The sequence below is a fragment of the Streptomyces sp. NPDC051310 genome, assembly GCF_044455245.1.
GTDB lineage: Bacteria > Actinomycetota > Actinomycetes > Streptomycetales > Streptomycetaceae > Streptomyces.
In genome coordinates this window covers 17,632-31,675 of sequence record NZ_JBITEO010000037.1, presented here as the reverse complement: position 1 = coordinate 31,675, position 14,044 = coordinate 17,632, and the positions used below count along the sequence as shown (strand labels likewise).

Genomic DNA, 14,044 nt, shown 5'->3' with positions numbered 1-14,044 from the left:
GTGTCCGCAGGCCCCGGCTGCCGTGGCCGTCAGGTGGCGGCCGGCTCGCGCTGCCGGTCGGCGAGGGTCAGCGCGTGCTCCACGACCGCGACGAGCACCTCCTTGACCGACTCGCGCTCCCGCGCGTCACACATGAGCAGCGGCACCTCGGGGTCCAGGTCGAGCGCCGCCCGTACCGTCCCCGCGGGGAACCGGGCAGCGCCCTCGAAGCAGTTGACGGCCACCGCGAAGGGGATGCCACGCCGCTCGAAGTAGTCGATGGCGGCGAAGCTGTCGTCGAGGCGGCGCGTGTCCGCGAGCACGACCGCGCCCAGCGCGCCCTGCGCCAGCTCGTCCCACAGGAACCAGAAGCGGTCCTGGCCCGGCGTGCCGAACAGGTAGAGCACCAGGTCCTCGCGCAGGGTGATGCGCCCGAAGTCCATGGCGACGGTGGTGGTGGACTTGGTCTCCACCCCGTGCAGGTCGTCGACCGGCCGGCCGGCCTCCGTGAGGGTCTCCTCGGTGCGCAGCGGCCGGATCTCGCTGACCGCGCCCACCAGGGTCGTCTTGCCCACGCCGAAGCCGCCCGCGACGAGGATCTTCAGTGTCACCGGCTCGACCACCGGCCGCTTGCCGCGGCGGGAGCTAGAGCGCCCGAAGGCCATTGATCACCTCACGCAGAATGCTCACGTCCGGCAGTTCGGCCGGCGGAACGGGACGGGTTACGTGGACGAGATCGTCCTCGACGAGGTCGCCCACCAGGACCCGGATCACGCCGACAGGCAGATCCAGTCCGGCGGCGAGCTCGGCGATCGACTGGGGGAGGTCGCTGCAGCGCTCGACGATCTCCACATGCTCGGGTGAGAGCGTCTGGTCGCGGCCGGGATCGTCGGCCGCGGGTTCGGGGACGACCACCGCGATCAGGTCGAGGTGGTGACGGGTGGCGCTGCTGGTGCGGCCGCGGGTCATCGCGTAGGGGCGGACCACCGGGCCCGCGTCGTCGTCGAACCAGTGGTGCGGCTCGTGGCGGTCCCGGACTCGGTGCCGGCTCTGCTGGCCTGCTGCGTCACTCATCGCATCCCCACTCACCCTCCGGTGGGCAGACCGGACCGCGGAGCCGTCGCGAGGTGGGCCCCCACCCGCTTGACCATCAGCGTCATCTCGTACGCGACGAGACCGACGTCGGAGTCGGCGTCCGCCAGCACCGCGAGACAGCTGCCGTCTCCGGCCGCCGTGACGAAGAGGAACGCGTCCTCCAGCTCCACGACGGTCTGCCGCACGCGGCCGGCGTCGAAGTGGCGGCCGACGCCCTTGGCGAGGCTGTGGAAGCCGGAGGCGACGGCCGCCATGTGCTCGCTGTCCTCCCGGCTGAGGTCCCGGGATGCGCCGGTGGGCAGGCCGTCGCTGGAGAGCACCAGGGCCTTGCGGATGGATCCGACGCGCTCGACGAGTTCGTCGAGGAGCCAGTTGAGCTCTCCGGTCGAGCCGGTGGAGTGGGTTGTTGCGGCGTTCGGTGCGGTCATCGACCGTCCCCCTCAGGTGTCGTTCCCGGTGCTGTCTCGCCGTGGGCGGCCGGTGCGGCGCCGTCGGCGTTCTCCCGGCGCCCGCGCTGCCAGCCGCGCTGCATGGCGGCCATGCGGTTGCGTACGGCTTCGGCGTCCCGCTCGGCGCCGGGGTGCGCGTCGCGCTCCCCGCCGGCCGGCCGGTCGTCGCGCTCGCCGTCCCGCTGCCCGGTGGTCCTCCGGAGCTGCGGGGCCAGGCTGGCCTGCCGTACGCGGCGGGGCAGCCCACCGAGCGGCAGGGTCGTCTCGTGGTCCGCTCCGGCGGCGGGGCCGTCCGGGGCGGCCGGGGCCGGGTCGGTGCGGTCCGGGTGCCTCCGGCCGGGACCGGTCCGGTCCGGCATGCCGGGACCCGGGTCGGTCCGGTACGGGATGGTCCGGTACGGGGTCGTCCGGTTCCGGGTCCCGGGCTCCGGGGCCCCGGCCGCCGGGCCTTCGCCTGCCGGGCCTTCGCCGGCCGGTCCCTCGTCCGCCGGCCGTCCCGCGGCCCGGGCGGAGGCCGGGTGGGCGCGGCCGCCGTCGTCCAGGCGCCGGCCGCGGTCCGCGATCAGGGTCGGGGCCGAGGGCCTGCGGCGGGGCAGCGGTACGGTGGCGCCGCGCGGGCGTTCGGCCGGGCGCTCCGGGTCGTGGTCGGCGGCCTGCTGGTGCTGTGCCTCGTCGGAGCCGGCCGGGCGGCCGGACACGGGGCGCAGCGGTGTCCTCGGGCGGAACAGCCCGCCGCGCTCGCTCTCGGTGTCGTCGAGGTCCCCCAGCCGCTCGTCGAAGCCGAGCACGTCGACCGGCGGTTCCAGTTCGATGGGACCGTCCAGCACGGACGGGCCGGTGGCGGACAGCCCGGACGGCACCTGGGACAGCGCCGGGCGCCGCGGCGGTCCGTCCCCGGCGCGGCGGTCCGGGCCGGAGCGGCCCGCACCCGCACGCTCCGGTCCCCCACGGTCCGGGCCCGATCGCTCCAGGCCCGTGCGGTCCGCGCTCCTGCCGTCGGCGACGCTCCTGCGGTCTCCGCTCTTGCGGTCGAGCCGGAAGTCCGTGCCCTGCGCCTCGGGCGCCTCGGTGAGGAGCGCGGCCGGGATGAAGACGACCGCGGTCGTTCCGCCGTACGGCGACGGCTGGAGCGACACCCGTACGTTCTGGCGCTGGGCGAGGCGGCTGACCACGAACAGGCCCAGCCGGTCGGTGTCGGAGAGCTCGAACTCCGGCGTCTCCGCGAGGCGGAGGTTGGCGTCGAGCAGTGCCTCCGGGGTCATGCCGAGTCCGCGGTCGTGGATCTCGAGGGTGAAACCGTTGGCCACCGGCTCGCCGAGGACCTGGACCGCGGTGTGCGGCGGTGAGAACACCGTGGCGTTCTCCAGGAGTTCGGCGACCAGGTGGGTGAGGTCGGCGACGGCCGGTCCGCCGACACCGATGCGCGGAAGCCTGCGCACCTCGATGCGCTCGTAGTCCTCGACCTCGGCGACAGCGGCTCGTACCACGTCCATGAGCTGGACCGGCTTGCGCCACTGCCGGGAGGGGGCCGCTCCGGAGAGGATCACCAGGCCTTCGGCGTGGCGGCGCATGCGGGTGGTGAGGTGGTCGAGCTTGAACAGGTCGGCCAGTTCCTCGGTGTCCTCCGTGCGCCGCTCCATGGTGTCCAGGAGGGTCAGCTGGCGGTGCAGCAGGACCTGGTTGCGGCGGGCGAGGTTGACGAAGACCTCGGAGACGCCGCGGCGCATGTCGGCCTGTTTGACGGCGGCTTCCACGGCGGCGCGCTGGAGGGTGTTGAGCGCCTGGCCGACCTGCCCGACCTCGTCCTTGTCGTACTCCAGGTGCGGCACTTCGGTCCCGACGTCGACCTGTTCGCCCGCGGCGAGCCGGCGCATCACGCTCGGCAGCCGGACCCCGGAGACCTCCTGGGCCTCCTTGCGCAGGCGGCGCAGGTCGCGGACGAGGTCGCGGCCTATGCGTACGGAGACGACGATCGACACGAGCAGGGCGACGAAGCCGAGGACGCCCGCGACGCCCGCCTTGAGCAGGACGCTGTACGCGGCCGGCCGCACCCGGTCCTGGTAGCGGTCGCCCGCCTCGGTGTTGGCTGTGGCGAGGTGGTCGAGGACGGGGGCGACGCTCTCCTGCCACTGGGCCGCCTGGACGGCCTTGGGGGCGGTGGTGGCGCCGGCGGCGATGAGCGCCTCCTCGGCGTCCCGCAATGGTGCGGTGGCGGGGCTGTGCCAGTACTGCCGGAAGATCTCGCGTTCGGACGCCGGCATGAGCTCCAGGTTGACCTCGTAGAAGAGCCGGCGCTGGGCGACGAGGTCGGAGACGGCGCGTATCTCCTCGGCGGTGATGCGCCTGCTGATCAGGGAGGAGGCCACGAGGGCGTCCTCGCGGGAGAGCGCCTCGCGAGCGCGGACGATACCGACGAGGGCGCGGCCCTGCTTGTCCATCTCCACGTTTTCCAGGGCGTGGAGATTGAGCAGGAAGGTGTAACAGGGGTCGACGAGCCGGTTGTAGAACTCAAGCGCCTCCATCCGGCCGACGGCGCGGTTCTCGACGGAGCGGCGCAGCGCGGCCAGGCCGTCGAAGGCGTCGAGGAGACCGTTCAGCCGGCGGGACGCCTGGGGTTGCATGGCGTCGGCGACACCGGATTCACCGGCGTTGGCCTGGATCCGGGCGATCGCCCGGTCGGTGGCGGCGCGGTCGCGGCGCAGCGCGGGAAGGGCGTCGGAGGCACGGGGATCGGCCAGGTAGACGAGGGTCTGGCGGCGTTCCTTCTGAATGACGCGGACGGTGTCCTCGAGGGGGTAACCGACCTTTTCGATGATGTAGCCGACGTCGAGGAGTTGATTGGCCTCACGGCCGGTCAGAAGTGTCGCGAATCCCCACAGGCCGGTGAGGGAGACAAGCGGCACGAGCAGCAACGCCACGATCTTCCTGCGGATCGACTTCCCGCGAAAGCGCATGGCCTCCCCCACCTCGGACCCGACCGGTGAGGCTTCCGTCCGGCGCGGGTGTACACATCAACACATCAACAAACGGCGCGAGCCTACTACTGCACCACAGGCATCACGAAGGTGCGTCCGGGCGATTTTCAGCCGCAGGTCGAAACGTTGATCATGAGTTGTCCTGGTATTCGGGGAGTTGGCAATCCGGGCGCTGCGGGATGACAGCTGGCGAGGCGTCACTTTCCCGGCGGTAACGGTTGGCTGGAATTGTGTGTCGCGGGGAATCTTCTCCGGCCGTCGTACGTCTACGAATACGGGGAGGCGTGGGACTGTCGGGACTGTCGGCGTAAAGCGCACGAAGACGGGCAGCCAACCTGAAGACGGTCGTTGGTGGGGAGTGGCGTTTTCGATGGCGACGAATCGGCGTGGGCAGCGGGACGAGCGGGACGGGTACGACGCGTGGGAGCGGCGGGATGAGCCGCGGCAGCGGCGCGAGCTGTGGGTGGAGGAGCCGGCGGCGCGGCGGCGCCTGCCCGATCCGGTCCGCGCGGCGGCCGTGCGGGCCGTGCTCATCGCCTCGCTGACGCTCATACAGGCGACGGTCGCGTTCCTGTGCACGCTCGCGGGTTCGTGGCTGGCCTTCCCCATGGTGCTCAGCAGCGTGGCCAGCACGGTGGTCGCCACCTGGGCCGCGGCGGACGTGTGGGTGACCCGGCAGGTGTGGAAGCAGCGCCACGGCGTGGTGTCCATGCCGAGCAGCACGGCGCGGGAACTGCGGCGGGAGCGGCGCCGGGAGCGGCGAACCGCCCGTGTGGAGGCCCGGGAAGCGCGCCAGGCGGTACGAATACGGGCCGAGGACGGGACCGGCACGCAGCGGGAGCGCCGGGGCGCGAGCAGCCTGTCGCGCGCCTGAGCCCCCGGCGCCGCGTCGCGCCCGGCCTCGCGCACGGCCCGGCGTCACGGCGCGCACGGCCTCACCGACGGCCCGGCGGCGGCACGCCCGGCCTCGCGCACGGCCCCTGCTCCGGGGCGGGATGGGCGGGGGCCGTGCGGGCGGGCGGGGTCAGTCGGTCGTGCCCGCCGGGACCGGGGTGCGCTTGAACATCCGGGTGGCGGTGATCTCGCCGTGCACGGCCGTCTCCCCTTCCTGGGCCTTCTGCGGCAGTCCCGGGCGCAGGTGCTCCTCGACGCTGATGTACTTCAGTCCCGCCCGCAGGTCGGCGTCGTTGCGCAGGCGGATGACGAGCGGGAACTCGGCCAGCGCGGTCGTGTCGAACAGACCCGTCGTGTAGAGGAGCTGGACGCCGAGGGCGTCGGAGACCGCCCGTTGCAGCTCCAGCAGGTACGTGGCGTTGGCGCGCCCGATGGGGTTGTCGAGGAACAGCGTGCCGGCGTGGCGGTGCTTGTCGCGGCCCCGGTCGTTGCTGCGCAGCGCGGCCATCGTGCAGTACAGGGCGATCGCGGCGGTGAGCAGCTGGCCGCCGGAGAAGACGTCGCCCATCTGCCCCACCGGTACCCGCTCGGCGCGCAGCACCGCGTCGGGCTTGAGGATCTCCACCGCCACGCCCTTGGGCTGGAGCGCGGCCTGCACACCGCGCAGCAGGAGGGACATGCCGTCGCGGCGGATGTCGGAGTTCTTCTTGACGGCGGCGCGGGTGGCCTCGTCGATGACCTCGCCGAGCCGCTCCGTCAGCGTCGCCTGGTCGGGCTCCTCGAAGCGGATCCGGAGGAACTCCTGCCCCGACCACTCGCCGAGGCCCTCGGGGAGGCGGGACAGGCGCTGCGCCGAGCGCAGGGTGGTGAGCGCCGACTCCACCAGGCCGCGCAGCCGGTCGACGATCGAGTCGCGGTTGCGCTCCAGCTGGGCCAGCTCGTCGGTGAGCACGCGCAGCCGGGGCGCGAAGGCCTCGGCCCACTTGGCGGCGTGCTCCGGCAGGGCGGAGGCGGGCAGCTCGCGGATCTGCTGCCGGGCGGGGGTGCGCACCTGCTCGTAGCGGGTGGAGTTGGCGTGGCGGACGAGGACGTCGCACGCTTCGCGTACGGCGGACTCCGCGGCCGACAGGTCGGCGGCGCAACCGCGCAGGGAACGGCGGGCCTCGGTGGCGGACTGCCGCGCCTCCGCCAGGCTGCCGGCGTACGGCTCGGGCGCCTCGGGCTCCTCCTCGGTGTGCTCCCGCAGCAGGTCGCGCAGGAGCGCCGCCGTCTCGTCGAAGCCGCCGGCGGCGTCCTCGGCGGCACGGTGGGCCTGGAGGAGCCGGGCGTGGCTCGTGCGGGCGGCCTCCAGGGCGTCGGTGCGGGCCGCCAGGTCGGTGGTGGCGGAGCGCAGAAGGGCCTGCGCGTGGTCGGCGTCGGTGGGGATCAGCTCCTCGGGGAGCTCGGTGTGCGCCTCGCCGTCGGCGGGGGCGAGCCGCTCCGCCTCGCCGCGCAGCCGGCCGAGCTTCTCGCTGGCCTCCGACGCGCGGGACTCCAGCATCTGCACCAGGGATTCGGCGCGGGCGGCGGCGGCCTGGCGGGACGGGCCGTCGGCGCCGTCGGGGCTCTGCAGGAGCTGTTCGGCGCGGGTGCGGACCTTGTTGGTGAGCCGGTCGAGCTCGGCGAGGGCGGCGCTCTCGTCGCTTTCGGCGCGGGCCTGCTCCGCGCGCAGGTCGGCCCCGACGCCGACCTTCTCGTACAGCTGGGAAGCGGCGCGGTAGGCCTCGCGGAGGGCGGCCAGCGGAACGCGCGGGGCGTCATCGGGCGCGTCGTCGGGGAGGTTCTCCGGGGCGCCCGCGATCTCCGAGCGCTCGGCCCGCAGGGCGCGGGCGGTGCGGTGGGCGTCGTCGGCGGCGCGCTGGGCGGCACGGCGGTCCTCGTCCGCGGCACGGGCCCGCTCCAGGCAGGTCTGCGCGCGGGCCTCGAACTCGGCGGCCTCGTCGGCCAGTTCCCGCAGGCGCGCCTGCCAGCCGGCCCGCTCGCGCAGCCGGAACGCCAGGCCCGCGAGGGCATCGGCGGCGCGCCGGGCCCGCTGCGCGGCCTCCTGCCGCTCGTCGCGCACCCGGGCGGCGTCGGCGGCCGCCTCCTCGGCCTCGGCCCGTACGGTACGGGCTTCCGCCAGGGCGGCCTCGGCGGCTTCGGCCGCCTCGCGCGCGGTGGCGGCGGCTTCCGCCAGCTCGGCGAGCATGCCGGGCGGGCAGTCGGCGCGCCAGGAGCCGATGCGGGCGGCGAGGGACCGGTCGGCGGTGAGGCGGGCGGCGAGCGTACGGATCTCCTCGTCGCGGGCGGCTGCGCGGGCGCGCAGGGCCTGGCGCTCCTCGTCGGCGGCGTGCTCGTCGTGCATGGCCGGGTTCGGCGGTACGAGGAAGACGTCCGTGTCGCCGTCGGTGTGTCCCGGCACGGGCGCGAGGAGCGCGGCGGCGGTGCCCACGGCGACTGCGGACCGCGGCAGGAGGGCGGCGGTGGCGAGGGCCTCGCGGGCCCGGGCGTACGAGACGGGGTCGGTGATCACCACACCGTCCACCAGCTCGGGGCGGGCGGCGAGCACCGCGGCGTGGTCGGCGGGGTCGACCGCCTGGGCCAGGTACCGCCAGCCGGGGAGGGCCGGGATGCCCTGTTCGCCGAGGTACTCGACGGTGGCGAGGACGTCGGGGCCGGGCGGCAGCAGACCGCCGTCGCCGAGGGCTCCGAGGATGCGGGAGTCGTCGGCGGCGGCGGTACGCAGCTCGAAGAGCTTGCGCTCGGCGGAGGCGATGCCCTGGTCGAGGAGGTCGCGCAGCTCGTCGGCGCAGCGGTCCAGTTCCTCGGCGGTGAGCGGGCCGTGGGAGGCGGGACGGGTGGTGCCGGTCCCCTCGCCGTGCGGGTGGGGGGCGGTGTCCGCCGGAGCGCTGCCGTCGGCGGCGGGGCGGTCCTCGCCGCCGGCGGTGTCCTCGCGGCGCGGCGCCGGGACGGCGGCCCGGGACACCGGCGCCGACGGCAGGCTGAGCAGCTCGGCGAGGCGCTCCTCCGCGGCGATGGAGGCGGCGGCGCGGCGCTCGGCCTGGTAGGCGTTCTCGGCGGCCTGGGCGGCGTCGGCGGCGCGGGCGGCGGCCAGTTCGGCGCGGGATTCGGTGGCGGCGGCGTCACGGGCGCGGTCGGCGGCCGCACGGGCGGCGTCACGGGCCGCGTCCCACGCGGCGACGGTGGTCTTCTCGGCGTCGCTCGCGGCGAGCGCGGCGCGAGCGGGGTCCGCGTCGGGGGCGGTGTCGTCGAGCCATCCGGCGCGGACCGCTTCGGCGGTCTCCTGCTCGACCTCGGCGAGGCGCTGGCGCAGGTGGCCCGCCTCGCTGCGGGCGCGCTGGGCCTCGGTGGCGGCGGCGGTGGCGTCGCGGTGGGCGGTCTCGGCGGCCTCCTGGAGAGCGGCGGAGCGCTCCTCCTCCTCGTCGGCGTGCCGCTCGCCGTCCTCCGCGGCGGCGTGCAGCGCCCGTACGAGGTCGGCGGCGGCCTTGGCGCGGGCGGCGAGCGCGGGCGCGGCGTCCCGCTCGGCCTCGCGAATGGCCGCGGACACGCGGGCCGAGCGGTCGGCGGCGGAGCGGTGGCGCAGCACGACTTCGGTGGCCTGCCAGGCGGAGTGCAGGGTGCGGGCGTCGATGAGCTCGCGGCGCTGCGCGGCAGCGCCCTTCTCGGCGGCGGTGAGGGCCAGCGAGGCGTGGCGGTAGGCCAGTTCGGCGGCGATGCGGGAGGCGCGGGCGCGCGTCTCCTCGGCCTCGGTCACGGCGTGGGCGGCGGTGGTGACCTGCTCGGCGAGTTCGGCGGCGCGGCCGCGTTCCCGGGCGGCGCGGGCGGAGAGGCGGCGGGCGAGGGTACGGGTGCGGCGCTCGGCGCCCGCGTGGACGTCGCGCGCGCGGGCGCGCGTGTCGGCCGCTTCGACGATCCGGCCGAGGAGGTCGACGGAGCCGGCGGTGAAGTCGCGTTCGGCCGTGAGCTCGGCGCGCCGGCCCAGCTTGTTGCCGAAACCGCCGACCAGGTCGGCGAGGCCGTCGGTGTCGCGGGTGTCGGTGACCGCGCGGAGCAGCAGGTCGGTGAAGTCGGAGTCCTTCTTGACCGCGAAGAGCCCGGCGGCCTCACCCTCGTCGGCGTTCATCTCCCGCTGGTAGCGGAAGAGTTCGGGGTCGAGGCCGAGGTCGCCCAGGTGCTCGTTCCAGCGGTCGTGGATCTCCTCCCAGTACACCTCCAGGTGCGGGTACGCCTTGCCGGCGTCGGTGAGGGCGTCCCGGAACCCCTTCATCGTGCGGCGGCGGCCCTGGGCGCCGGAGGCGCCTTCGACGGGCGGGCGGACCGCGGTGGACTCGGCGACGGGAAGCGAGTCGAGGCTGAGCCCGGGGCCGGGGCGGAAGGAGTACCAGGCCTCGGCGAACTTCCGCGGGTCGTTGGAGACCTGCCGTCCGCGCCACTCGCTGACCTTGCCGACGACGACGAGTTCACCGGTGAGGGTGTGCTGCCACTCCAGGGCGACGTGCCCGCAGTCGTCGGCGAGCAGGAACTTGCGCAGCACGCCGGAGCTCGCGCCGCCCAGGGTGTTGCGGTGGCCGGGGAGCATCACCGAGAAGATCAGCTTCAGGAGGACGGACTTGCCGCCGCCGTTCTCCAGGAAGAGCACGCCCGCGGGGGCGGGGCGGCGCGGCGGGCCGACCGGCTCCTCCTCGAAGAACTCCGCCTGGGTGGGGGCGGGGTGGGGCACGGGCGCGCCCACTCCGCGCAGGTCCAGCACGGTGTCGGCGTAGCGCGCACCGGCGGGCCCGATGGAGTAGAGGCGGACCCGGGACAGCTCGTACATGGCGGCGGACTCTCAGTCGTGTGCTGACGTGTTACGCGTGGAAGGGCAGGCCGGCGTCGGCGGCCAGCTCCAGGTCGTCGCCGTCGGGCGGCGGGAGGAGCGTGGCGGATCCGTCGCTCACCGGGACGACTCCGAGCTCCAGGAGCTCGGCCATGGCGGCGCTGCCCGCCATGTCGCGGACCTGCAGCTGGAAGCGGGCGGTGGTGCGGTACGAGCCGCCGCCCTCGTCGCCGGTGCGCTGGAGGAAGCCGGATTCCGTCAGGAAGGCGACGGCCTTGCCGATGATGCCGGTGGTGGAGCCGGCGAGCCGGCGGGCGTCCTTGGTGGCGCCGGTGGCGCTGCGCCGCGCGTAGATCCGCCAGGCGGCTTCCAGCCCGGGGGCGTCGGTGGCCGGGTCGGTGTTCTCGCCCTGCTGCTCGGCCCGCTCCTCCAGGCGGCGGCACGCCTGGCGTACGAAGGCGTCCACGCCGTTGACGGTGATGCGGCCGATGTAGCCGTCGTCGGCGAGGTCCTCGGGGCGCGGGAAGGCCATGGCGGCGACGGCGAGGTGGGCCAGGCCGTGCAGGAAGCGGTCGGCGGAGTCGGTGGAGGCGCGGCGGGCGTAGTCGCCCATGCGGACGGCGAAGACCGAGTCCTCGCCCGCGGTGACGGCCATTCCGGCGCGGGGGGAGACCTCCAGGACGATGAGCCCGAGGCCGGTCGCGACGGCGTCGGCGAGCCGTGCGAAGGCCGGCTCCTCGCGGTACCGGCGCAGCAGGTCGGCGTATTCGGCGTCGCGGGCCGGCAGCAGCTTGGGCTGGAGGCCGAAGGAGACGAGCCGCGCGGCGTCGGCGGCGTCGGCGGGCGTGACGGCCCCGCCCGCGGTGTGCTCGGAGACCTGCGGCGCCTCGGGCTCGCTCCACGCGTCGGCGTGCTCTGCGTGGTGGTCGCTCACGGCTGGGGCTCCTTGCTGCGGGGGGTCGGTCGGGGTGCGGGGCTCGCCGGTGCGGTCACTGCCGCGTCGGCATCCGCGTGCGCACGGAGGGCGCGGGGCGGGGCGGGCGCGGGGCGCCGCGGGGCCGGCGCGGGGTGGTCCGGGACGGGCGGCGCGGACCGCCGGGCGGGGTGCCGTGGGGCGCGGAGCGACGACCGCGGGGCTCGCGCGGGGGGCCGTGGGGTCATGTCGCGTCCTTCCGGTCCGCGGCCATGCCCGCCGCGTCCAGCAGGGCCGTACCGACTATCAGGTCGGCGCCGCCGAACTCCGGGTCGTCCAGTTCCGTGCCGTCGTCGACGGCGAAGAGCAGGCGCTGTTCACCCTGCCGGTAGGCCGTCCCCACCGGCGGGCTGGCGGCGTGGATGGCCAGGAGGGCGACCAGGTAGGGGAGTTCGGGGTCGCGCAGGCGGGCCTCGGCGAGCAGTCCGGAGAGCCGGCGGGGGGCGTCGTGCTCCAGGTCGAGCAGTTCCATGGCGGTCGCGAGCTGCTCCTCGCTGAACCGGCTGTCGTCGGGCGTGGCGATCAGGTCCGGCTCGGGCATCTCGGCGCCCAGGTGCTCGCGCTCCGTCGGCGGGGTGAGCAGCAGATCGACCAGGTCACCGAGGCGTACGGACGCGGGGGTGCGCAGTCCGGTGCCGCGGGCGAAGTACGCGTCCGTGACCCGGATCGACTGCTCGACGGGGAGCGGCAGCAACGGGGCGACCAGCTGTCCGTACAGGTCGAGGCCCGCCCGCGCGGTGGGCGTGGCGAAGGCCTGCCGGTCCTGCTCGGCGCGGAACAGCGGGCCGGCCTCCAGCAGCCGGGACTGGAGCTGGGTGTGCCGGCGGATGCAGTCCTTGACGATGTCGACGAGTTCGGCGGCGCGCCGCTTGTGCTCCTGGTCCACGGCCTCGTCGCGGGCCTTGCGGATGTTGGTGAGGATCGCGTTCTCGTGGCGGTACCGGTCGGCGACGTGGGCGAGCGCCTCGTCGATCATGTCGGGCACGGCGCGGAGCCAGTCGACGGCGCGGACGTTGCGCCGGGTGGCCTCCAGCGTCTTGCGGAGCGTCTCGGCGTACTGCACGGTGCGGTACCGCGCCTGCTCGGCGGCGAGCTGCGCGTCGGCGAGGCGTCCGCGGCTGATGAGCACCTCCAGCTTCACCTCCGCGGCGATCTGGGCGCTGGTGACGTCGGTGTCGAGGGCGCCGACGAGGACGTTGACCGCTTCGTCGGTGGTGCGGAGGTAGACGCTGCCGCCGTAGCCGGGGACTTCCTCCAGGAGCTTGAAGTCGTAGTCACGGCGGACGTACGTGCCGTCGGGCCCGAAGGTGCCGTACACCGCGCGGAAGCCACGGTCCACGCTTCCGACGTTGATCAGGTTCTCCAGCACCCAGCGGGCGACCCGCTCGTGCTCGGCGGCGGGCCGCTGGGGAGCCTGGGCTGCGACCCTCGGCAGCAGCCGGGCCACGATCTGCTCGTGGTCGGCGCCGGTGTCGAAGTCCATGTTGAGCGTGACGAGGTCGATCGCGGCGAGCGCGACCTCCGCCATGCCGTAGACCGAGTACTCCCCCGCCAGGTTCGCCTTGCGGGCGTCCAGGTCGTGCAGCGGCGCGGTGCACGCGAGCGCGCGCAGGCGCCGCGCCAGCCCCTCGTCGGCGGCCGGGCCCTGAGCGGGTCGCGGCCCCGCGCTGAGCTGGGGCGGAACGAATTCCGTCGAGGCAGGCGAAGTCACGGTGCACAGATTAGGTCCTCGCACCGACAACGGTCGAAACGGCGCAGATGGCCCCGCCGGGAGCCGCTCCGTACACCGCGCCCGCATGCCGTGCGCCGCGGTGTGCGTCCCGGGCGCGGAGGGGGTGGAGGGTCGGGTGCGGCCGGGCCGGGCGGGGGCGGGCCGGGCGGGGGCGGGCCGGGCGGGGCAGCGGATCCGCCAGCCGTCGGCTGTCAGCCGTCAGCCGTCGCGGCCGGAGCCGTCGCCGAGGAGGTGCGCGTAGACCTCCACCAACTGGTCGCGTGAATCGTCGAGGTAGTCCGCGAGAAGGTGCTCCGCCTTCTCGCGCTCCCCCGCACTCAAGGCGTCCAGAATCTCCCGGTTTCGTACGAGATAGGGACCGTGCAGCGCCTGCGGGTCGTCCACCATGTGGAAGGCGAGCCTCAGTTCGGCGAGGACGCTGCGCATCAGCTCGTCGGTGCGGGCGCTGCCGGCGAGGGCCACCAGCTCGCGGTGGAAGTGGATGTTGGCGGTGGACACGCCCTTCCAGTCGCCCTCGCGGGCATCCCGCTCCCCGCCCGTGACCGCCCGGATCAGTGCGTCGAGCGCGAACGGCGGCTTGCCCAGCCCGTGCACCACGGCGCATTCGACCAGGCGCCGGGTGCGGTAGATGTCCACCACGTCCTCGACCGCCAGGACGCGGACGAAGACGCCGCGATTGAGCTGGTGGACGAGCAGCCGCTCATGGGTGAGCAGTCGGAACGCCTCGCGCAGGGTGTTGCGGGACACACCGAGCGCGCCGGCGATGCTGTCCTCCGAGAGCCGCGCGCCGGGACGGAAGAAGCCTTCCGCGATCCGGGTGCGCAGGATGTCGGCGACCCGCTCGGCCGTGCTCGTGCGCCCCAGGAGGGCGCGGTCGTCCGCCAGCCCGCCGGCCTCGGAGCCCGTCGTACCCACAACGCCCTCTTCTCGTCGGTCACCCGCGCCTCGCGGCTCATCGTAGAAGGAAAACCCGAAGGAAGAACGTGAGGACAACCCCCTTGTCGGATCGTTCAACAATCCCCTACTTTGGCGACACCGCACGACTCCCGCTCCACGCCCCCTCACTCACGCCTGCCTCCCCCCTTGCGAGGT

Annotated in this window: 9 protein-coding genes; 1 reads left to right on the top strand and 8 read right to left on the bottom strand. The window is 74.7% G+C overall.

Annotated elements, in window-relative coordinates; genetic code table 11:
* Positions 1-29 precede the first annotated feature (29 nt).
* From ACIA79_RS32870 to ACIA79_RS32855, 4 genes are read right to left on the bottom strand one after another with little or no spacing between them, the layout of a single operon-like run.
* Positions 30-644: a GTP-binding protein gene (locus ACIA79_RS32870; protein ID WP_399432084.1), complete on the bottom strand. Its 615-nt coding sequence runs from the start codon at positions 642-644 to the stop codon at positions 30-32.
* Positions 625-1,053: a DUF742 domain-containing protein gene (locus ACIA79_RS32865; RefSeq protein WP_399432083.1), complete on the bottom strand. Its 429-nt coding sequence runs from the start codon at positions 1,051-1,053 to the stop codon at positions 625-627. The genes ACIA79_RS32870 and ACIA79_RS32865 overlap by 20 nt, the downstream gene beginning before the upstream one ends.
* Before the next feature lie 11 nt (positions 1,054-1,064).
* On the bottom strand, positions 1,065-1,502 hold the full coding sequence (locus tag ACIA79_RS32860; protein ID WP_399432082.1) for a roadblock/LC7 domain-containing protein: 438 nt from the start codon (positions 1,500-1,502) through the stop codon (positions 1,065-1,067).
* The gene (locus ACIA79_RS32855) at positions 1,499-4,477 is read right to left on the bottom strand and encodes a nitrate- and nitrite sensing domain-containing protein (RefSeq protein ID WP_399432081.1); all 2,979 of its coding nucleotides are present in this window, start codon (positions 4,475-4,477) and stop codon (positions 1,499-1,501) included. The genes ACIA79_RS32860 and ACIA79_RS32855 overlap by 4 nt, the downstream gene beginning before the upstream one ends.
* Positions 4,478-4,868: 391 nt before the next feature.
* On the opposite strand from ACIA79_RS32855, the gene ACIA79_RS32850 reads away from it, so the two are divergent.
* On the top strand, positions 4,869-5,372 hold the full coding sequence (locus ACIA79_RS32850) for a hypothetical protein (RefSeq protein ID WP_399432080.1): 504 nt from the start codon (positions 4,869-4,871) through the stop codon (positions 5,370-5,372).
* A gap of 150 nt (positions 5,373-5,522) precedes the next feature.
* Here the strand turns inward: ACIA79_RS32850 and ACIA79_RS32845 are convergent, their stop codons facing one another.
* The 4 genes from ACIA79_RS32845 to ACIA79_RS32830 form a co-directional block, all read right to left on the bottom strand.
* Positions 5,523-10,247 carry a hypothetical protein gene (locus tag ACIA79_RS32845; protein WP_399432079.1) on the bottom strand — a complete coding sequence of 1,575 codons (4,725 nt, stop codon included), beginning with the start codon at positions 10,245-10,247 and terminating at the stop codon, positions 5,523-5,525.
* Positions 10,248-10,278: 31 nt separating this feature from the next.
* A complete protein-coding gene (locus ACIA79_RS32840) occupies positions 10,279-11,181 on the bottom strand; it encodes a hypothetical protein (protein WP_399432078.1) in 903 nt (300 codons plus the stop codon).
* Positions 11,182-11,404: 223 nt separating this feature from the next.
* Positions 11,405-12,931 carry a hypothetical protein gene (locus tag ACIA79_RS32835; protein ID WP_399432076.1) on the bottom strand — a complete coding sequence of 509 codons (1,527 nt, stop codon included), beginning with the start codon at positions 12,929-12,931 and terminating at the stop codon, positions 11,405-11,407.
* A 219-nt stretch (positions 12,932-13,150) separates the two neighbouring features.
* A complete protein-coding gene (locus ACIA79_RS32830; protein ID WP_399432075.1) occupies positions 13,151-13,867 on the bottom strand; it encodes a GntR family transcriptional regulator in 717 nt (238 codons plus the stop codon).
* Positions 13,868-14,044: the final 177 nt, after the last annotated feature.